This window comes from Candidatus Palauibacter australiensis, assembly GCA_026705295.1.
Taxonomy (GTDB): Bacteria; Gemmatimonadota; Gemmatimonadetes; order Palauibacterales; family Palauibacteraceae; genus Palauibacter; species Palauibacter australiensis.
Window position 1 is genome coordinate 24,708 of sequence record JAPPBA010000120.1, and the last position, 19,686, is coordinate 44,393.

A 19,686-nucleotide genomic window follows, 5' to 3' on the forward strand; every position below is an offset into this window, starting at 1 on the left:
GTTGCGACTCAAAACAGAAACAGGGGTTCAGAGCGATGTCGAACATGGTGCGTACTGGCGCGAGAGCGGCGACCGCCGCCACCGTCGCGTCGATCTTCACTTCCGCGGGACTCTTCGGACAGGAATGCGAGTTCGACGCGAACAGCGCGGCCTCCACGGCGTCCGAGGCGATTCAGAGACTCGCCGAGGCCGCGACGGCCCAGGACAGCCTGACGATCTTCACGGAGGCGTGGGAGGCGCTCGGGGCGGATCTGGATAGCGACAATCCGGTGGTCCCCTTGCTGGGCGCCCAGATCCAGATGGGCCTCGGCAACTTTCCGGATGCCGTGGAATTTCTCGAACGCTACGAAGCCACCGCGTCTCCGGAGTGCATGATGCACGGCGAAGCGCAGCGCTACAACGGCTGGGTCCGGCTCTACAACCAGGGCGTCACGGCCTATAGCGCCTCCGACCACGACGCGGCGCTCGAGGCCTTCATGCTTGCGAACGACTTCAAACCCGACCTCCGCACGTACAGCAACGCGGCGCTGCTGCAGTCACAGATGGGAGACAACGCCGGTGCGATCGAGACGTACCAGGCCGCGCTCGCCGCGGACATTCCCGATGCCGATGCGGAGTCGCTGCGCAACACCGTCAGCGGACTCGGCGACATGCTGGCGGAGGAGGGCCGGGCGGATGAAGCGATCCAGACCTACAGCGACTACCTCACCCGTTATCCGGACGATGTCGTGATCCAGATCCGGTATGCGGGAGTCCTGTCCGATCAGGGGCAGACCGAGGAGTCGGCCGCGATCTATGCCGAAACCCTCGAGCGCACGGACCTGACGTACCAGCAGTGGCTTGAAGTCGGCGTAGGGTTCTACAACGCGCAGAACTTCCCGGACGCGGCAACCGCCTTTGGGAACGCCCGCGCCGGGAACCCCTACAGCAAGGAAGCGATGGAAAACTACGTCAACGCTTCCATCCAGTCCGGCCGGCCGGGGCCCGTCGTCGCGCTCGCGGACACCCTCACGCAGTGGTACCCCTACGACGCGCTCGCTCACCAGTTGCGCTTTCAGTCGCTGGGCCGCGCCGACATGAACGACCAGGCGATGGAGGCCATGGGCGTGGAGCAGGCGTTGCCGCTCTCCGTCACGTTCGCGCAGATGGCCGCGGCCGCGAACGGCCGGTACATCATCCAGCTCGCGTTCACGAACCGCACCGAGTCCGGCACGCTGCAGGTCGCGTTCGAGTTCGTCGATGCCGGCGGGCAGGTCGTCACGGAGCATACGCAGACCTTCGATGCCGATTCCGGCAGCTTCACCTTCGAGATTCAGTCCGACGTACCCCTGGCCGGTTTCCGGTACGGAACGATCGGGGGCTGACCGCCCGGCAGGCCGTGGCTTGCCGGGCCTCAGGTCCCGGGGCGGGCCGCTCACTGGAAGCCGGAGCGGCCCCTCTGCGGGTTCCCCACGTGCCAGACCATGATTCGAATCGCAAGCGTCGAGCCGGGGTCGATCGCCGCGGATCTTGAACTGCCGGCGGGCCTCGCCGTGCTTGAGATCAACGACAGACCCGTCCGGGACGGCCTGGACCTTCTCTTCTACCAGGCGGAACCCGCGCTGCGGGTGCTTGCGGAGCAGCGGACGGGAGAGCGGTTCCTGTTCGAGATCGAGAAGCCCGCGGACGAACCCCTCGGCATCGTCCCGGAACCCGACAAGATCCGCCGCTGCACGAATGCGTGCCCGTTCTGCTTCGTGAAGGGGAACCCGAAGGTCGACCGGCTCCGGACGCCGCTCTACGTGAAGGATGACGATTATCGGCTGTCCTTCCTGCACGGCCACTACATCACGCTGACGAACCTGCGTCCGGATGACTGGGACCGCATCTTCGAACAGCGACTGTCGCCGCTCTATGTGAGCGTTCATTCGACGGACCCCGCGGTCCGGCTCGGGATGCTGAAGAACCCCCGGAGCGCGAATATCGGGCAGGATCTCGACCGGCTGGCCGAGGGCCGCATCCTGGTGCACGCGCAGGTCGTACTCTGCCCGGAGGTGAACGACGGCGAACACCTGGCGCGGACGATCGAAGACCTCTATCGCCGCGGGGGCGCGATCCGGTCGCTCTCCATCGTACCCGTGGGCCTGACCTCGTGGAACGCCGCGCTGGGCGGGCGGGCGCTCGAACCGGGGGAATGCCGCCAGGCGCTCGACGCCGTCGACGCGATCCGCGAGCGGGCGCTGTCGGAGCGGGGGCAGGGGTGGTGCTACGCCGCCGACGAGATGTACCTGCAGGCGGGACTCGAGCCGCCCGGCGCCGCGTACTTCGACGACCACGAACTCGAGAGCAACGGCGTCGGGGCGATCTCCACGCTGACGGATCGCGTGACCGGACAGCTGGAGGCGCTCCGCCCGCTGGAAGGGTGCCGGGTCGTGGCGGTCACGGGGACCTCGATGGGGCCGACGATGACCCGCCTCGCGGGCCGCATCGCGCGGCGCACCGGGGCCGAGGTGTCGACGGTGGCGGTCGGGAACACGCTGTACGGGCCGATGGTCACGACGGCGGGCCTCCTGCCCGGCGCGGATCACCGGAGCGCACTCCGCGGCGCGGGGGACTTCGACGTGGCCCTCTTCTCGGCGCAGGCGCTGAACGACGGCGACCTCTTCCTCGACGACGTGAGCCTCTCCGAGCTGCAGGCCGATTTTCCCGGCCGCCGGGTCGAGCCTTCCCACGACCTCGTCGACGTCCTGACGCGACTGTAGTGTGGTGTCGACACTGATGGCTCTCCGCACGGTCGCCATCGTGGGCCGCCCCAACGTCGGCAAGTCGACGCTCTTCAACCGGATCCTGGGGCGGCGCGTGGCGATCGTCGCCGAGCGCCCCGGCGTGACCCGCGACCGGCAGTTCGCCGAGGCGGAATGGGCCGGGCGGCGCTTCCTCCTCGTCGATACCGGGGGCCTCGTCGTGCGGCCGGATGAACGCATCGACCTCGAGGTACGCCGGCAGGCCGAGACCGCGATCGGCCACGCGGACGTCGTCGTCTTCGTGGTGGACGGCCGCGACGGCCTCCAGCCCGTGGACCGCCACGTCGCGGACCTCCTGCGCCGGTCGGGCCTGCCCGTGATCGTGGCCGCAAACAAGCTCGACGAACTCGGCGAAGCGATCGGGCACGTCGACTTCTACGAGCTCGGCCTCGGCGACCCCACGCCGCTGGCGGCCCTCAGCGGCAAGGGATCGGGGGACCTCCTCGACCGCGTGGTCGAGGCCCTCCCGGAGTCGGCGGAGACGGAGGAGGACGACGCCGACATCCGCATCGCCGTCATCGGACGCCCCAACGTGGGCAAGTCCAGCTTCGTCAACCGTCTCCTCGGAGAGGATCGCGTCATCGTCCACGAGGAAGCGGGGACCACCCGCGACGCGATTGACACAGACCTCGTCCTGGAAGGGCGCCGCGTTCGCCTCATCGACACCGCCGGCCTCCGCCGCCGGGCCCGTATCGTGGATGACCTCGAATTCCTCGGGCGGCTGCGGGCGGCCTCGGCCATCGACCGGGCGGACGTCTGTCTCCTCCTCGTGGATACCCGGGCCGGCGCGGCGAACCAGGACTTCCGGATCGGGCACCAGGCGTGGGACGCGGGAAAGGGTCTCGTGTTCGTGGCCAACAAGTGGGACCTGATCGAGGACCGCGGACCCTCCGCGCTGGCCGGTTTCGAGCGCGAACTCCGCGAGCGCGCGCACTATCTTCGCTGGGTGCCGATCATCACCTGTTCGGCGTTGACGGGGAAGCGGGTACGGAAGGCCATCGACCTCGCGTTCGAGGTGCAGGAAGCGCGGGCGCGGCGGGTGCCCACGGCGGACGTGAACGAAGTCCTTCGACGGCTGGTTGCGCGCCGGCAGCCTCCCCAGGGGGGGCGGGGGGACGTGCGGCTGCTCTACGGCAGCCAGGTGGCGGCATCCCCGCCGCAGTTCGTACTCTGGTCCAACCGGCCGCACGACCTCAAGGAGCACTATGTGAGATACCTCGTCGCCGGCTTCCGAGAGGCCTGGGGATTCGAGGGATCTCCCATCCGGGTCAAGTTGAAGAAGCGTTCGGGGCGCGAATGACCGCACCGCTCCTGACGCTTGCCGCCTATCTCATCGGGGCCTTCCCCACCAGCTACCTCGTCGGGCGCGCCTACGGGTACGACCTCCGGCGGGAGGGGAGCGGCAACCTCGGATCCACGAACGCCTACCGGGTCCTCGGGTTCTTCCCGGCCGTGGGCGTGCTCGTCGTGGACCTGTTGAAGGGATTCGTGCCCGTGTGGCTCTTCCCGATGTGGGACGGGCGGGGCGGCGCCTGGACGCTCGCGTACGGGCTCGCGGCCATCTCCGGACACGTGTGGCCCGTGTACACGAGATTCAGGGGAGGGAAGGGGGTCGCGACCGCCGCCGGAACGATGGCCGCGCTGGTGCCGGTGGCCGTGATCGTCGCCTTCTTCGTGTGGGTCGTGACGGTGATCCTCACGCGGACGGCCTCCATGGCGTCCCTCCTCTCCGCGGCCCTCGTGCCCATCATGGCCCGCGGCTCGGCGGCCCCGCGCTCCGTCGTGTTCTATGCGCTCCTCCTCGCCATCGCGGTCTGGTGGACGCACCGCTCGAACCTCGCGCGGATCGTGAGGCGCGAGGAGTTCCAGGTGGATTGGCGCCGCGGCCGGCTCCCGCGCCGGGAGAGGACGGCGCGGAAGTCCCCGGAGGACGAGGCGTGAGCGGGCAGCGGGTCGCCGTGCTGGGCGCGGGCAGCTGGGGCACGGCGCTGGCCGATGTCCTCGTGCGGAACGGCCACGAGGTGCGCCTGTGGGCGCGGGACCCGGCACACGCCGCCGCGATGCGCGACAGCGGGACGAACGAACGCTATCTGCCCGGCATCGAGCTGGGCCGCCCCCTCACCGTGACATCGGATCTCGCGGAGGCGATGGACGGCGCCGGTTTCGTGCTCTCCGTCTGCCCATCGCACGCGGTGCGCGAGGTGCTGGGACACGCCGCGCCCCACCTTGGCGACCAGGTGCTGGTCTCGGCCTCCAAGGGGATCGAGCTCGGCACACACCGGAGGATGTCGGAGGTCATCGTGGAGACGCTGGGCGAGGCCGCGGGACCCCGCACGGTCGTCCTCTCGGGGCCCAGCTTCGCGGAGGAACTCCTCCGCGGGCTTCCGACCGCGGTCGTCGCCGCGAGCCGGAGCGAGGCCCACGCGCTCGCCGTGCAGAGCCTGTTCCGGAACGGGTACTTTCGAGTGTACACGCAGCCGGATGTGGACGGCGTGGAGCTCGGCGGGGCGCTCAAGAACGTGATCGCGCTCGCGGCGGGGATCTCGGACGGGCTGGAGTTGGGTTCGAACGCGCGCGCGGCGCTCATCAACCGCGGACTGGCGGAGACCGCCCGGCTCGCCCGGCACTTCGGAGCGCGGGAAACGACGCTCGGGGGCCTCGCCGGGCTCGGAGACCTCGTCCTCACCTGCACCGGACGGCTGAGCCGGAATCGCTCGGCCGGACTCGCCATCGGAGCGGGTCGCCGGCCGTCGGAAGTGATCGGAGAGATGGACCAGGTGGTGGAAGGCGTGCGGACGGCGCGCGCGGCATACGAACTGAGCCGGGACCTGGACGTGGAGATGCCGATCACGAGCAGTGTATATTCGATCCTGTACGAAGATGTGGCGCCCCGGGAGGCGCTGGCGCGGCTGATGGCCCGGGAACCGAAACCCGAGCGCTGGGGCTAGCAGCCCGAGGCAGGACCCGGCGCCAGCGCCACCAAGGGCTGCCAGCAAGGACTGCCAGCAAGGGAAGGGGACGGCGTGTCCGACCGGATCGCCCCGAAGGAGTACTACTCGATCGGCGAAGTGTGCGAGATCGCGGATCTCAAGGCGCACGTCCTGCGTTATTGGGAAACGCAGTTCTCGGCGCTTCGTCCCACGAAGAACCGGGCGGGGAACCGGGTGTACCGGCCGAAGCAGATCCAGCTCGTGCAGCTCCTGCGGCACCTCCTCTATACCGAGCGGTACACGATCGAGGGCGCACGGCGGAAGCTCGACCAACTGCGGGCGGGCGGGGAACTCGCGGAGCAGGCGCGCGTGGCGTGGGACCGGGAGACGATCCGCGATCTCCGGAGGGAGGCCGACGAACTGGTCCAGCTGCTCGAGGACGGCGAGGCCGGGTGACCGAAGCGGAAAAACCCGTCCTCCTGTGCACGAACGACGACGGTGTGAAGTCGACCGGACTCGCGTTGCTCGCCCGCGTGGCCGAGCCGTTCGGCGACGTGTGGACGGTGGCGCCGGACCGGGAGCAGAGCGCCACGAGCCATGCGCTGTCGCTGTTCCGCCCGCTCCGGCTGACGCGGCTCGGACCGCGGCGTTACATGGTGGACGGGACGCCGACCGATTGCGTGCTCCTGGCCCTGAAGGAGATCCTCGAGACACGGCCCCGCTTCGTCCTCTCCGGCGTCAATCACGGCCCCAACATGGGGGAGGACGTGCTCTATTCCGGCACCGTGGCGGCGGCGATGGAGGCGACGATCCTCGGCGTGCCCGCGATCGCCTTCTCGTTCACGGGGAGCGACGACGGCGTTCTGGAAACCTACGAGGAGATGCTCGGCCGGATCATCGCCGCCTGCCTCGACCGGGATTCCTTTCCGGATGAGACGTTCTTCAACGTCAACCTTCCGGACCGGCCGGCCGGCCAGGTGAAGGGGATCACGGTGACGGCGCTCGGCCGTCGCGTGTACCACGACTCGCTCCGCCGGATTCACGATGAGGAAGGAACCGAGTACTTCAAGATCGGAGGGGGACGTTCGGCGTGGCGCGGCCGGGAGGACTCGGATTTCCGCGCCGTGCGCGCGGGCTTCGTCTCGGTGACGCCGCTCCACCTCGACCTGACGAATTTCGAACTGCTGAACGAGGTGAGGTCGTGGCGGCTGGGAGGTTGACGGAGCGGGACCCCGCGGCGGACTACCGGCGCGACCGCCGCCGCCTCGTGGAACGGCTCCGGGATCGGGGGGTGAGCGATCTGGCCGTCCTGCACGCGTTCGACAGCGTTCCGCGGCATGCGTTCGTACCCGACGTGATGCGGGCCCGCGCATACGAGGATGTGCCGCTCCCGATCGGCCGGGGACAGACGATTTCGAGCCCCACGATCCACGCCCTCAGTCTCGAATACGCCGAAATCCGCCCCGGTCATCGCGTCCTCGAGGTCGGGACGGGCGCGGGATTTCAAACGGCGCTCCTCGCGGCGCTCGGGGCGGCGGTGTACTCCATCGAGCGCATCGCCTCCCTGTACGAGGCCGCGGCACGCAGGCTGGATCGCCTCGGCGTGGACGCGCGTCTCATGCACGGGGACGGGAGCCGGGGCTGGCCGAAACACGCCCCCTTCCAGGCGATCATCGTGGGCGCGGCCGCCGCCCGCCCGCCCGAAGCGCTCTTCAGGCAGCTCGCCGACGGTGGCCGCCTGATCGTGCCCGTCGGTACGCGGCGGCAGGAACTGCGGCGCTACACGCGACGCGGCGACGACTTCGCGCGGGAGACGATCACCGGCGCCCGCTTCGTGCCGCTCATCCAGGATGGGCCGCGGGGCGAGGGCCCCGAATGAGGCCCGTGAGAGCCTGGGCCGGGGTGTACGCGAAGGGTCTCGCCATGGGGCTGGCGGATCTCGTGCCCGGGGTTTCCGGCGGGACGATCGCCTTCATCTCGGGCATCTACGACGAACTCGTCGCGACGATCGCCGGGCTCGACCGCCGCCTACTCGGAGCGTTCCGGGAAGGAGGGGTGCGCGGCGTCTGGCAGGCGGGCAACCTGGGCTTCCTCGCCGTCCTGCTCGCCGGCATCGGCACGAGCGTGTTCGCCTTCGCCGGGCTGCTGCACTGGCTGCTCGCGAACCGGCCCGTGGAGCTGTGGGCCTTCTTCTTCGGCCTCGTGGCGGCGTCGGTCCCGCTCGTCGGCCGGCAGGTCACGGATCGCCGGGCCGGCACCTGGACCCTTGCCGCCGCCGGGGCCGTGCTCGCCGTCGTCGTCACGTCGCTGCCCCCGCTCGTCCGCTCCGACGCGCCCCTCTTCCTCGCGGCGGCCGCGGCCGTGGCGGCGTGCGCCATGATCCTGCCCGGGATCTCCGGCGCCTTTATCCTGCTCATCCTGGGCGCGTACGCCCCCGTGATCGCCGCCCTCAACGACCTGGACGCCGCTCGGATCGCGGCCGTGGGCCTCGGGGTCGTCGTCGGCCTGCTCGCGTTCAGCCGCGCCCTGCGGCGCCTCCTCGCGCACCACCGGAACCCCACGCTGGCCGTCCTCACGGGGGTTCTTCTCGGCTCGCTCAACGCCTTGTGGCCGTGGAAGGCGCAACTCCGTGAGCTGTACACACACAGCGACGGCCGCATCACGTGGTTGCTGGCGAACCGCTGGCCCGACGGCGCGGGCGAGATGTGGCCGGCGGCGGCTCTCGCGCTCCTCGGGGCGGCGGCCGTCCTTGCGATCGACCGCATCGCCGTCGCGCACGGGCCCGGCCGCCCCTGACACCAGGCTGGTAGCGGTGTTCCGCCGGGTCGGGTAGCTTCCACGCCGTTCGGTAACCGAGCAGGAAACGAGGAGGAGACGGCAGATGGCGGACGCACTCGCCAGCGGAAAGACACCAGACGGCGGCGACGGCCGACAGGATGCCTTCGTCCGGTCCACCTTCCGCCTGGCCACCTGGGTCAACAAGAACATGCGGGCGGTGCTGGTGGGAGCCGCCGGCGTCGCAATGGTCGTCGTGGGCGTCGTGTACTACACGAACTTCCAGGCTTCGGTGCGCGAGCAGGCGGCGTCTGAACTCGCGACGCTGCGCATGACCGCCACCGACCCCGAACTCCTCATCGCCGATCTCGAAACCTACGTCGAACGCTTCGACGGCGTCGCGGCGGCGAACGAGGGCCGACTCGTCCTGGCGCGGACGTACCTCGACCAGGGGCGGTCCGTGGAGGCCGCAGAGATCGCGAGCACGATCTCGGAGGCACCGGACCGTCCGGTCGGCCTCGCCGCCCGCGCGCTCCTCGCCGCGGCGCAGGAAGCGTCCGGCGACGCGGAGACCGCCCTCGCGACGTGGGAAGCGCTGGGTGAGACGGCGCGCTTCGCCTTTCAGCGCCGCGAGGCGCGCGCTTCCGCGGCGAGAATCCTCGCGTCCCTCGGTCGTCTCGCGGAGGCCGAGACGATCTTCGCCGCCATCGCCGAGGAAGCCGCGGGGGAGGACCCGGTGGAAGCCGGCGTCTACCGCCTCCGACTCGGAGAGATCAAGGCCCGGCGCGCGGGCAGCGGCTGAGCTCGGAACACCCCGGCCGGATTCCCGGCACTCCATACGCGGCAGCCATGCAAGGGCTACGGTTCGTGCAGCCCCGAGAATGGCGCATAAGATATATTATGTAAACTACGAAGAGAATGCGACCTCCTGATGCCTTCTTCCCGATACCTTTCCCTTTCACTTCCCTGGTAACGGAACCCCAAGGAGCTTTGCCATGCCCAACGGAGGGTCCGATTGCTGCGGCACGTGCTGGTTCAACCGGGCGAATCGCGGCAGGAGAGGCAGCGGGAACCACGACCGGTCGATCGCGAGTCACTGCGAGATTCGCGACCTGCCGATCCGCAACCCGTTCTACACGTACTGCAGCAATCATCCGTATCGGCTCCGCCGGCGCGAGCCGGTTCCCCTCGGGCCCGTCTTCGTCGCGGAGGGCGCCGAGTCGACCCGCAAGGTCTGGATGGCATCCCCGGACACGGAGGAAATCCGGAACCACCTTCTGAAACTTCTCGCCGACGATGAGGCGGTCGGCGACCACTACCCGTACTTCGGAGCGCCGATCGCGGGTGTCGTCGTCACGCAACTGGCGGAATTCCGCGATCCTCGCGCGATCCCCATCCTGGAGCGTATCGAGCGCGAACTCTCCGACCGGCCGGAACAGGCGAGCTTCATCCGGCGGGCGATCGAGCGGATTCGTGGATCGTCGGGCGAAGGTGGCCCCCGCGAGACCTAGAAGGCGAAGGTGTGGGAGTACTTGACCATGAGCGCCCGTCCCGATGAGAACGGGAGGCGCGGGTCGACGCCGCCGTTCGTGCGGTCCATGAAGTAGCCCTCGTTGTAGACCACCCACAGATCCACGCCCTCTCGGAAGTGGTAGCGGAAGCGCGCGTTCACGCTCACCTGCTCCGTCGTCGAGTTGTATTGTGCGAGCGTGCTCAGCGAGAGGTGCGTGTCGAGCGCGAAATCGAGGTTCAGTCTCGCCAGGTGCGTCGTCAGGAAGTCGCGGTTCGGCAACTCGAAACGGTTGACGTGGTAGCTCGGGCGAAGCTCGAAATGCCGGGAGAGGTTCAGCGCCGGACTCAGGCGAAGGCTCACGCGGCGACCGTCGTAGAAGCTCCCCGCCGAACCGCCGATCTCCCCGCGCACGAGGCCGCCGCGGGCGAGCCGGAGCGAGGCCTCGGCTTCGTGGAACCAGTACTCCCCCGGGTCGATCTTCAGATCCGCGATCTCGAACGGGTCCCGGATGCTCTCGAAGCTCGAACGGGATGTGAGAATCATGAAGGTCCCGGACTTCAAGCCGATCATCATCTGAGGGGCGATAACCCGTGACTCCGGCGTGAGATCCGCGTTCCTGTAGTAGTGCTGCGTCTCGCCGCTCAGCGTCACGGCGCGCAAGGCCGAGTTGGCCCCCATGAACCAGGAATAACCGGCCGATCCTCCGAACAGCGTGAACTCGTTTCGCAGCTGGAAGCCCAGCCGCGGCAGGTAGTCTCCTCCCACGCGGCGATACTGCGCGCTGTAGGCGAACCCTTCCTGCCTCCGCCGCTCGAACTGCGCGAAGAGGGTCCCGGCGTCGAGCGGGTTGCGCTCCGCGACATCATCATCGAAGGACTGCGCCCAGCGCAGCGTCAGGTATTCGTCCCCGAACACCCGAACCTCGCTGTCCGCCCCGTAGGCCACGTTCGTCTTGCCGTACGCATCGACGCGCGTGGTGACGATCCCGCCGATGGACGAATTCTGGTTGAAGACCTGCTGCTTGAGCCGCAGCACGCCCATGTTCTCGCCCGGCCGCCCGACCGCGGGGGCCGTCTGCATGTTCAGCAGACCGAAGTCGAGGCCCCCGGCCCGCCCCACCACGCGCGCACCCCCGTAGATGCGGACGAGTTCGCCGCGGTCGAGCCCGATCCGGCGGCTGAAGAAGACCCGGTCGGTGACGCCGCCGGTGGCGAAGTCGAAGGTTGCCGAGCGTTCCTGGAAGAACTGCCGCTTCTCCGGGAAGAAGAGGGGGAACCGCGTGACATTGATCTGCTGGTCGTCCGCCTCCACCTGGGCGAAGTCCGTGTTCGCGGTGAGGTCGATCGACAGGTTCGACGATGGCGAGTACTTGAAGTCGAGGCCCGGTTCCCCGGTGGGGTCGTCCGTCGTCTCCCAGTACGCCCGCACGTCCGGCGGTTCGCGCAGGGTCGGGATCTGCGTCATCCCCCCGAGCACATACGGCGTCACGTAGATCGGGTTCGCGCGATCCACGCCGCTGAAGGTGACCCGTTGCGCCAGCGACGGTTTACCGAAACCGAAGAACCCGTACTCCGGCGAGATGTCGGGGTAGACGTGGCGTTCGTTCTTGCGCGAGATCGACCGGTAGACGATGAGCCCCATCGTCACTTCCCCGCCCGTATTCTGGAACCCGAGCGTCGAGAACGGGATCTGCATCTCCGCCGACCAGCCGTCGTTCGTCCGCTGGACGGCGGCATTCCAGTGCGCGTTCCAGTCGCTGTTGAAGGGCCGGGTCCCTGCCGTCCACTCCGCGTCGCCCCAGACGGCGCGGTCGGATCGGGCGCCGTTGGGGTTCACCACGAACGCGACGGCCGTCTCGTGGTCGTTGTAGCTGTCGATCACGACCGAGAACTGGTCGTCGCCGCTGAACCCGTCGCGCGCGAAGCTGTTCGCGCGGATCCCGCCGAGGTCCGAATCGAACAGCTGCCCTGAGACGTACAGATACGCTTCGTCGTAGGCGATCCGGATCCGCGTCTCTTCGGTGAGGGTTCCGTCGTACGTGGGCGAATACATCACGAGCGGCACGGGGTCGATCTCATCCCACGCGGGTTCATCGACGAGGCCGTCGACCTGGATGTGCCCCTGCCCGTCGAGCCGGTGGAGAGACACCGAGGGCTTCCCTCGCCCGCCGTCCTGCGCCGCCGCAGCCATCGGCGCCACCGCCACGAGCGTCGCGCACAGCCACAGGGCCGTCCGGACGGCAGACCCCGCTATCCCGATTCCGGCCGGGAAGCCGCCAACTCTCCGGGAAGCGGTCACGCGACGCATCTCTCTACCAGATGAAGGTGTGGGAGTACTTGATCATGACGTTTCGCCCCGCCGACCACGGCAGCCTCGGATCGAACCCGCGGTTCCGTTCGAAGTTGAACCCTTCATTATACACAATCCAGAGGTCCGTGCCCTCCCTGAAGTGATAGCGGAAGCGCGCGTTGACGCTCGTCCGCTCGTCGAGGTTGTTGTACTGCGCGAAGGCGCTGAACGAGATGTGGGTGTTGAAGGCGAAGTTCAGCCGCAACCGGCCCAGGTGCGTCGTCGTCGCCTCGCCCCGGTCGGGGAACTCGAGCCGGTTCACCTCGTAGCCGCCGACGACCTCCAGGTAGCGGGAGATCGTCCACGTGGGGTTGAAGATGAGACCCACGCGCCGCCCATCGTAGAAGCTCCCCGCCGTCGTCCGGATGTCGCCTCGCACGATCGTGCTGCGCGGCAGCTGCCAGTCGATCCCGGCCTCCGCGAAGCGGTACTGGCCCGGCTGGATGGACACCGCGCCGATCGGAAACGGCCGCCGTATGTCCTCGATCTGGCTGTTCGCGTAGGCCGTGATCATCGCGGTCGACTTGAATTCGAGCCGCACCTCGGGACGGATCGAGCGGGATTCGAGGGTGAGGTCGACGTTGCGCTGGTAGTTCTCGCCCACCATCGCCAGGGTGATCGCGTTCAGCGTCGCGTCGGCCCCGCGGAGCCAGGTATGGGCGAACTCGCCGCCGAACAGCGTGAAGTCGTGCCGCAGCTGAAAGCCGAGGCGCGGCAGATAGTCCGGACCCACGCGCCGGTAGAAGAGGTTGTAGGAGACGCCGCGGTCCGTCCGCCGCTCCCAGCGCGCCCGTACGAGGCTCGCGTCGAGCACGTTGCGCTCCCTGACGACCTCGTCCTGCGTCTGCGCCCAGGTCACCGTGAGATACTCGTCCCCGAACAGGCGCAGCTGCGAGTCCAGGCCGTAGGCCACGTTGTTCCGGCCGTTCGAGCCGTAGCGGGTCGTGAGGATCCCGCCGATGAACGAATACGGATTGAGCACCTGCTGCTTGAGGCGCATGACGCCCACGTTCTCGCCCGACCGCCCCGCGGCCGGCGCCGTCTGCATGTTGAGGACCCCGAAGTCCAGGCCGGCGAGCCGGCCGACCAGCCTCGCGCCCCCGTAGATGCGGACGAGTTCGCCCCCTTCGAGCCCGATGCGGCGGCTGAAGAACACGCGGTCCGTGAACCCTCCCGTCCCGAAATCGAAGGTCGAGGAGCGTTCCTGGAAGAACTGCCGTTTCTCGGGGAAGAAGAGCGAGAACCGGGTGAGGTTCACCTGCTGGTCATCCGCCTCCACCTGCGCGAAATCGGTGTTGACGGTGAGGTCGATGGCCAGGTTCGACGAGGGAGAGTACTTGAGATCGACGCCCGGCTCCGCCACCTGGTCCCGCTCGGTCCCCCAGAAGGAGGCGGCGTCCGCCGGTTCCCTGAGGACCGGGGTCCGGCTCAGGCCCCCGAGCACGTACGGCGTCACGTAGGCCGGCGTCGTGGGCCGCACCCCGCGCAGCGTCATGCGCTGGCCCTGCGAAGGCTTGAGGAAGCCCCCCTGCCCCCATTCGCGGCCAATGAACGGGAAGACGTGGCGCTCGTTCTTCCGGGCGAGGAAACGGTAGACGATGATTCCCATCGTCACTTCGTCCCCCTGCGCCTGGAAGCCCAGCGTGGAGAACGGGATCCGGTATTCCGCGAACCAGCCCTCGTCGTTCCGCGAGGTGACGACCTGCCAGTGGGCGTTCCAGTCCACGTTGAACGGCATCACGTCCCCCGTGAAGTCGCCGTCGTTGGAGAGCGAGCGATCCTGGCGGACGCCGGCCGGCGTGGTCCCGAGCCAGACGCCGGTCTCGTAGTCGTTGTAGCTGTCGATCACGACCGAGAGGAGATCGTCCCCGCTGAACGCATCCCGGAGGTAGGTGTTCGCCCGGATGCCCTCGGGGTTCGAGTCGTACATCCGGCCGGAGAGGTACAGGTACTCGTCGTCGTGGGCGAGCCGGACCTCGGTCCGCTCCGTCATCTCGCCCCCGTGGTCCGGAGCCCACATGAACATCGGGAGTGGCTCGATCGCATCCCAGGCCGGCTCGTCGACGACGCCGTCAACGTCGATCTCGCCCGCGAGTCGGGGGATGGGAACCGGAACGGGCGAGCGGAGCCCCGCGGCGTCGACTTGATCCGAGCCCCCGGCCTGCGCGGAGAGCCCGGGCGCCGCGAGCAGGCATACCGGCACAATCCACGCGCACGAAGTCGCGAGTCGCCGACATCGACGGCCGATGTGGGTCAACGGCATGTCCCCAGGGTCGGGGTGGCACCGGGAGCACCGGGAAGGTCTGCTCGCCGAAAGAACACCCCGGCGAGCCCGAGGGTTCAATCCCGGCGGCGGAGGGCGCGCCGCCAGCCGAGGAGCCGGCCCCGGCCCCGGGCTACCAGCTGAAGGTGTGCGAGTACTTGACCATGACGTTCCGCCCGGCCGACCACGGCAGTCTCGGGTCGAATCCTCGCTCGCGGTCGAAGTTCAGCCCTTCGTTGTACACGATCCAGAGATCCGTTCCCTCGCGGAAGTGGTAACGGAAGCGGGCGTTGATGCTCATGCGCTCGTCGAGGTTGTTGTACTGCGCGAACGTGCTGAACGAGACCTGCGGATTGAGAGCGAAGGCGAGCCGCACCCGGCCGAGTTGCGTGGTCGCCGCCTCCCCCCGGTCCGGAAACTCGATCCGGTTCACCTCGTAGCCGCCGCCGATCTCCAGGTAGCGGGACACGCTCCACATCGGGTTGAAGATGAGGCCCGCGCGCCGGCCATCGTAGAAGCTCCCCACCGTCGTCCTGATGTCTCCGCGGAAGATCGCGGTGCGCGGCAGCATCCAGTCGATGCCGACTTCCCGGAACCAGTATTCGCCCGCCGGGATCGAGAGGTCGGTGACGCGGAACGGCGTTCGGATGTCCTCGAACTGCGTGTTCGAATAGGCCGCAATGCGCGACCCCGACTTGAAGGCGAGTTCCAGTTCGGGGCGGATCGATTGCGACTCCGGCGTAACGTCGGCGTTTCGGTAGTAGCTCTCGCCCATCACCGACAGCGTGACGGAGTTCAGCGAAGCGCTCGGACCCTGCAGCCAGGTGTGGCCGACCTCGCCGCCGAAGAGCGTGAAGTCGCTGCGCAACTGGAATCCGAGCCGCGGCGTGTAGTCGGGCCCCACGCGCCGGTAGTAGAGGTTGTACGACAGGCCGCCGTCCGTCCTCCGTTCCCACCGGATGCGAAACAGCGCCGCGTCGAGCGGGTTCCGCTCGTGCACCGCCTCGTCGAACGTCTGTGCCCACGTGAGCGTCACCCACTCGTTGCCGAGAGGGCGAATCTGCGTATCCACGCCGTAGGCGACGTTGTCCTGGCCGTTCCCCCCCAGCCGCGTCGCGACGATCCCGCCCACGAACGAGTACGGATTGAGCACCTGCTGCTTCACGCGCATCACGCCGACGTTTTCGCCGGAGCGCCCGCCAACGGGAGCGGTCTGCATGTTGAGGAGCCCGTAGTCGAGGCCTCCCATGCGGCCGACGACCCGCGCGCCCCCGTAAATCCGTACGAGTTCCCCGCCCTCCAGCCCGACCCTTCGGCTGAAGAACACCCGGTCGGTGAAGCCGCCGGTCCCGAAGTCGAACGTTGACGACCGCTCCTGGAAGAACTGGCGTTTCTCCGGGAAGAAGAGAGAGAACCGGGTGAGGTTGACCTGCTGCTCGTCCGCCTCCACCTGGGCGAAATCGGTGTTGACGGTGAGGTCGATGGCGAGGTTGGACGACGGGGAATACTTGAGGTCGACGCCCGGTTCCGTCGTCCGGTCCTGTTCCGCCGCCCAGTAGGCGGCCGCGTCCGCCGGCTCGCGCAGCACCGGCGTCCGGCTGAGGCCGCCGAGCGCGTACGGCGTCACGTAGATCGGCGCCGTGGGCCGGACTTCGCGCAGCGTCACCCGCTGCGTCTGCGACGGCTTCATGAAGGCGAGCCGGCCCCATTCCCGCGCGATCGGCGGGTACACCTGGCGTTCGTTCTTCCGGCCGATGTAGCGATAGATGGTGATCCCCATCGTCACTTCGTCGCCCTCCGCCTGGAATCCCAGCGTCGAGAACGGGATCCGAAACTCCGCGAACCACCCTTCCCCGTTGCGGGTCGTGCGCACATCCCAGTGCGCGTTCCAGTCCTCGTTGAAGGGCGGGAGATCGCCGCTGAACTCGGCATCGTTGGAGATCGAGCGGTCCTGCCGGACCCCGGCCGGGGTCGTGCCGAACCAGAGCGCGGTTTCGTAGTCGTTGTAGCTGTCGATCACGAACGAAAACAGGTCATCGCCGCTGTAACTGTCCCGATAGAAGGTGTTTACGCGGATGCCTTCCGGGTTCGAATCGTACATTCGCCCGGAGACGTAGAGGTACCGGTCATCGTGCGCGAGGCGGATCTCCGTCCGCTCCGTCTGCTCCCCGCCGTGGGTGGGCGACATGATGAAGAGCGGGAGCGGATCGATCGTCTCCCACACGGGCTCGTTCACGACCCCGTCCACCTCGATCGTCTCGGAGATGCGGGTGATGGGTACCGGTGCGGCGGGCCGGAGCGCAGCGATGTCCACCTCACCCGCGGCGTTGGCCTGGGCCGCGAGCCCCGAGGCCGTCCACGCGGCCGCCACCGCGCCGGCGAACAGGGCCCCCGCGAGCCGGTCGCCGCGCACGGACAGCCGTCTCGGCACGCGCAGGGACGTCGCGCGGCTCCTCATCGGTCCCGCCGCGGTCGGATCATTCGAGCAGTTCGGTACCGCAGTGCTTGCAGTGGGTCGCATCCGGGTCGTGGCCGGACGAGGCGCAGCGCAGGCACACCCGCTCCATGGCGGCGCGCACTCTCGCGTCACGGCTGCCCGTGATCTCGGCCGTCACGATACCCGTCGGGACGGCGATCACGCCGTATCCCAGGATCATGAGGAGCGCGGCGAGCATCTGACCCGCCGTCGTCTGCGGCGTGATGTCGCCGAACCCCACCGTCGTCACGGTGACGATGGCCCAGTAGACGCCGCGGGGGATGCTGCTGAAGCCCGCCTCCGCCCCCTCGATCACGTACATCGCCGCGCCCACGACCGTCACCACGACGAGCACCGCGACGATGAACACGGCGACCTTGTAGGCGCTCGAGCGCAGCGCGCTGAGCAGGAGTCGCTCTCCCCCCACGAACTGGGCGAGCTTCAGGACCCTGAACACCCGCAGCACCCGCAGCAAGCGGATGACGGCGAGCGCCTGTCCTCCCGGGATCAGCAGCCCCACGAAGTTCGGCAGGACGGCGAGCAGGTCGACGATCCCGAAGAAGGAACGGGCGTATTGGCCGGCGCGCTCCGCGGAGATGAGGCGGAATAGGTATTCGACCGTGAACAGCAGCGTGAACACCCATTCGAGCGTCCACAGCGCGCCTCGAGCGCGAAGGTTGAAATCCTGCACGCTCTCCAGCATCACGACGACGACGCTGGCGAGGATGACGCCGATCAGGATGAGGTCGAAGAGGCGGCCGGCGCGGGTGAGGTTGCCGAAGATGATGCGGTGGGCCTCGCACCTCCACCGCGGCCGCTTCGAGAAGACCGGATGGTTCTCGTAGTCGATCGCCGGACGCGGGGGCTCCCGCCGGGACGGGAAGTACGACATGGTCCGGTTCCTGGCCATCACAGCCTCCCGATGAGGGACCGCAGCCGCAGCGCCCACACCCGCCACACCGCCTCGCGCACGATCGCCCCCGACATCTTGCTCTGCCCGAGGCGCCGGTCGGTGAACACGATGGGGACTTCCCCGACCCGGAACCCCTTCTTCCACGCGCGGAAGTTCATCTCAATCTGGAACGTGTACCCGGTCGATCCCACGCGGTCGAGGTCGATCGTCTCCAGCACGCGGCGCGTGAAGCACTTGAAGCCGCTCGTGGAGTCGGCGAGGCGCAGTCCCGTGGCGATGCGCGCGTACTTGTTCGCGTAGTAGCTGAGGAGCAGGCGCGACATGGGCCAGTTGATGACGTTCACCCCCGCAGTATAGCGGGATCCGACGACGACATCGAAGCGGCCGGTCGCGGCGATCATGTCGGAAATATAGCGTGCGTCGTGCGAGCCGTCGGCGTCCATCTCGAAGACCCATTCGAAATCCCGCTCCAGCGCCCAGCGGAAGCCGGCGATGTAGGCGGTGCCGAGCCCTAGCTTCCCTTCCCTGTGCAGGACGTTCACGCGCGGATCTGCCGCGGCGAGCGAGTCGACGAGGGCGCCCGTCCCGTCGGGCGATGCGTCGTCGACGACGAGGACCGAGAGCCGGGGGTCCTGCGCCAGCACGCCCTCGACGATCCCGGCGATGGAATCGATCTCGTTGTACGTAGGCAGGATGACGAGGCCCCGCTCGCTGCCTGCGGAAACCGCGGCAGCGACGGGATCGTCTTCCGGGTCGGGAGACGCCGTGAAGGAGATGTCGGGGCTCATGGCGCGCCGAATCTAGCGCCCCGGGGACCGCTCCCGCATGGGTGCGTCGTCACTCCTCCCTCGGAGACGGGCCACCCCGGAGCTCATCGAGGACTTCTTCCGAGAGGGCAGCCCGGCAGAACGAACCCGGAGATCCGGTGTTCAAACTCCTGGGGGGTTAAATCCTAGAGAAGGAGAGCACGGATGGTCGGATTCTGGTCCGCAAAGTGTTCCTGCAACACACCCAGGAGATCATCTCGGAACGCGCGCGCCCTACTCCTCATGTCCTCGAAGACCTCGCACTTCCCATCCTCCTGATCGAGCGCGTCGCGGCTGTCAGGCGTGTCGAGGGCCTCCAGAAACCCGGCATAATGTTCGAGTGCCGACACCGCTTTCCCCCCCACGACCGATTGCACCCGATCAAGCGGGTACGTTCCGAAGAGTGTCCGCAGCTTCGCAATCTCCTCCTTGTATGGGAGCTCATAACCTTGTCCGATCGCCATCACACCGGACACATACAGCAGCATCCTCGCGAAGCGGAGTTTGACCAGGCGGATTCTCCGCGGCTTATCGCCGCAACTGACCTTGTGCTCATAATCGACACACATAGTTCGCCAGTACCGGATGATGTCGTTCAACAAGAACAGGCAGATCTTATCTTCGCCCGGCTGGTCATAAAGATACCTCTCCAACAACTTGTGCTTTACATCGTGGAAGGCTCCCTCATTGAACACCCACTCGCCTTCGAGGAGAAGAAGCATCCTTCTCGTTATCGTGTCATTACTGTCGTTCCGGCCACCGATACGGCAGATCGTTTCGACGGAGAGAGGATCCTTGAACACACCGTCAGCTTCGGGGGGCCGCATGTCGTGATGATCTTGCAGATACGACCATAGTGCGTCTTGTTTCGGTTCCAG

17 protein-coding genes are annotated in these 19,686 nt (G+C 68.0%); 11 read left to right on the forward strand and 6 right to left on the reverse strand.

What is annotated here, in order from left to right; genetic code table 11:
• The first annotated feature begins 44 nt into the window (after positions 1-44).
• From OXN85_09380 to OXN85_09430, 11 genes are all read left to right on the forward strand, one after another.
• Entirely contained in the window at positions 45-1,364 is a 1,320-nt protein-coding gene (locus OXN85_09380) for a tetratricopeptide repeat protein (protein MCY3600171.1), read from the forward strand.
• A 99-nt stretch (positions 1,365-1,463) separates the two neighbouring features.
• Positions 1,464-2,741: a DUF512 domain-containing protein gene (locus OXN85_09385; GenBank protein ID MCY3600172.1), complete on the forward strand. Its 1,278-nt coding sequence runs from the start codon at positions 1,464-1,466 to the stop codon at positions 2,739-2,741.
• A gap of 16 nt (positions 2,742-2,757) precedes the next feature.
• Positions 2,758-4,083 (forward strand): ribosome biogenesis GTPase Der, encoded by a 1,326-nt coding sequence (der, locus tag OXN85_09390; GenBank protein ID MCY3600173.1) that lies wholly within the window; start codon positions 2,758-2,760, stop codon positions 4,081-4,083.
• Complete coding sequence (plsY, locus tag OXN85_09395; GenBank protein MCY3600174.1) at positions 4,080-4,724, forward strand: glycerol-3-phosphate 1-O-acyltransferase PlsY; 645 nt, start codon at positions 4,080-4,082, stop codon at positions 4,722-4,724. Before der ends, plsY begins: the two co-directional genes overlap by 4 nt.
• A complete protein-coding gene (locus OXN85_09400) occupies positions 4,721-5,731 on the forward strand; it encodes an NAD(P)-dependent glycerol-3-phosphate dehydrogenase (protein MCY3600175.1) in 1,011 nt (336 codons plus the stop codon). Before plsY ends, OXN85_09400 begins: the two co-directional genes overlap by 4 nt.
• A gap of 75 nt (positions 5,732-5,806) precedes the next feature.
• Positions 5,807-6,169: a MerR family transcriptional regulator gene (locus OXN85_09405; GenBank protein ID MCY3600176.1), complete on the forward strand. Its 363-nt coding sequence runs from the start codon at positions 5,807-5,809 to the stop codon at positions 6,167-6,169.
• Positions 6,166-6,933, forward strand: a complete 768-nt coding sequence (gene surE, locus OXN85_09410) for a 5'/3'-nucleotidase SurE (GenBank protein MCY3600177.1) — start codon at positions 6,166-6,168, stop codon at positions 6,931-6,933. The genes OXN85_09405 and surE overlap by 4 nt, the downstream gene beginning before the upstream one ends.
• Positions 6,915-7,592: a protein-L-isoaspartate(D-aspartate) O-methyltransferase gene (locus tag OXN85_09415; GenBank protein ID MCY3600178.1), complete on the forward strand. Its 678-nt coding sequence runs from the start codon at positions 6,915-6,917 to the stop codon at positions 7,590-7,592. The genes surE and OXN85_09415 overlap by 19 nt, the downstream gene beginning before the upstream one ends.
• A complete protein-coding gene (locus OXN85_09420; protein MCY3600179.1) occupies positions 7,589-8,509 on the forward strand; it encodes a DUF368 domain-containing protein in 921 nt (306 codons plus the stop codon). Before OXN85_09415 ends, OXN85_09420 begins: the two co-directional genes overlap by 4 nt.
• A gap of 85 nt (positions 8,510-8,594) precedes the next feature.
• The gene (locus OXN85_09425; GenBank protein ID MCY3600180.1) at positions 8,595-9,290 is read left to right on the forward strand and encodes a tetratricopeptide repeat protein; all 696 of its coding nucleotides are present in this window, start codon (positions 8,595-8,597) and stop codon (positions 9,288-9,290) included.
• Between the two features lie 193 nt (positions 9,291-9,483).
• On the forward strand, positions 9,484-9,999 hold the full coding sequence (locus OXN85_09430; protein MCY3600181.1) for a hypothetical protein: 516 nt from the start codon (positions 9,484-9,486) through the stop codon (positions 9,997-9,999).
• Here OXN85_09430 and OXN85_09435 read toward each other — a convergent pair.
• The 6 genes from OXN85_09435 to OXN85_09460 all read right to left on the reverse strand — a co-directional run.
• Positions 9,996-12,299 carry a DUF5916 domain-containing protein gene (locus OXN85_09435; protein ID MCY3600182.1) on the reverse strand — a complete coding sequence of 768 codons (2,304 nt, stop codon included), beginning with the start codon at positions 12,297-12,299 and terminating at the stop codon, positions 9,996-9,998. The genes OXN85_09430 and OXN85_09435 overlap by 4 nt on opposite strands.
• Before the next feature lie 13 nt (positions 12,300-12,312).
• Positions 12,313-14,553: a DUF5916 domain-containing protein gene (locus OXN85_09440; protein MCY3600183.1), complete on the reverse strand. Its 2,241-nt coding sequence runs from the start codon at positions 14,551-14,553 to the stop codon at positions 12,313-12,315.
• Positions 14,554-14,746: 193 nt separating this feature from the next.
• Positions 14,747-17,071, reverse strand: coding sequence for a DUF5916 domain-containing protein (locus OXN85_09445; GenBank protein ID MCY3600184.1), 2,325 nt, complete (start codon positions 17,069-17,071; stop codon positions 14,747-14,749).
• A gap of 19 nt (positions 17,072-17,090) precedes the next feature.
• Complete coding sequence (locus OXN85_09450) at positions 17,091-17,999, reverse strand: ion transporter (GenBank protein MCY3600185.1); 909 nt, start codon at positions 17,997-17,999, stop codon at positions 17,091-17,093.
• Positions 17,999-18,790 carry a polyprenol monophosphomannose synthase gene (locus OXN85_09455; protein ID MCY3600186.1) on the reverse strand — a complete coding sequence of 264 codons (792 nt, stop codon included), beginning with the start codon at positions 18,788-18,790 and terminating at the stop codon, positions 17,999-18,001. Before OXN85_09455 ends, OXN85_09450 begins: the two co-directional genes overlap by 1 nt.
• A gap of 164 nt (positions 18,791-18,954) precedes the next feature.
• On the reverse strand, positions 18,955-19,686 hold a 732-nt coding region (locus OXN85_09460), incomplete at its 5' end, for a hypothetical protein (protein MCY3600187.1).

Coding starts and splice junctions, on each gene's coding strand:
- OXN85_09455 (MCY3600186.1), bottom strand. CDS start 18,790: ATGAGCCCCGACATCTCCTTCACGGCGTCTCCCGACCCGGAAGACGAT.
- der (MCY3600173.1), top strand. CDS start 2,758: ATGGCTCTCCGCACGGTCGCCATCGTGGGCCGCCCCAACGTCGGCAAG.
- OXN85_09445 (MCY3600184.1), bottom strand. CDS start 17,071: ATGAGGAGCCGCGCGACGTCCCTGCGCGTGCCGAGACGGCTGTCCGTG.
- OXN85_09425 (MCY3600180.1), top strand. CDS start 8,595: ATGGCGGACGCACTCGCCAGCGGAAAGACACCAGACGGCGGCGACGGC.
- plsY (MCY3600174.1), top strand. CDS start 4,080: ATGACCGCACCGCTCCTGACGCTTGCCGCCTATCTCATCGGGGCCTTC.
- OXN85_09430 (MCY3600181.1), top strand. CDS start 9,484: ATGCCCAACGGAGGGTCCGATTGCTGCGGCACGTGCTGGTTCAACCGG.
- OXN85_09380 (MCY3600171.1), top strand. CDS start 45: ATGGTGCGTACTGGCGCGAGAGCGGCGACCGCCGCCACCGTCGCGTCG.
- OXN85_09420 (MCY3600179.1), top strand. CDS start 7,589: ATGAGGCCCGTGAGAGCCTGGGCCGGGGTGTACGCGAAGGGTCTCGCC.
- OXN85_09450 (MCY3600185.1), bottom strand. CDS start 17,999: ATGGCCAGGAACCGGACCATGTCGTACTTCCCGTCCCGGCGGGAGCCC.
- OXN85_09385 (MCY3600172.1), top strand. CDS start 1,464: ATGATTCGAATCGCAAGCGTCGAGCCGGGGTCGATCGCCGCGGATCTT.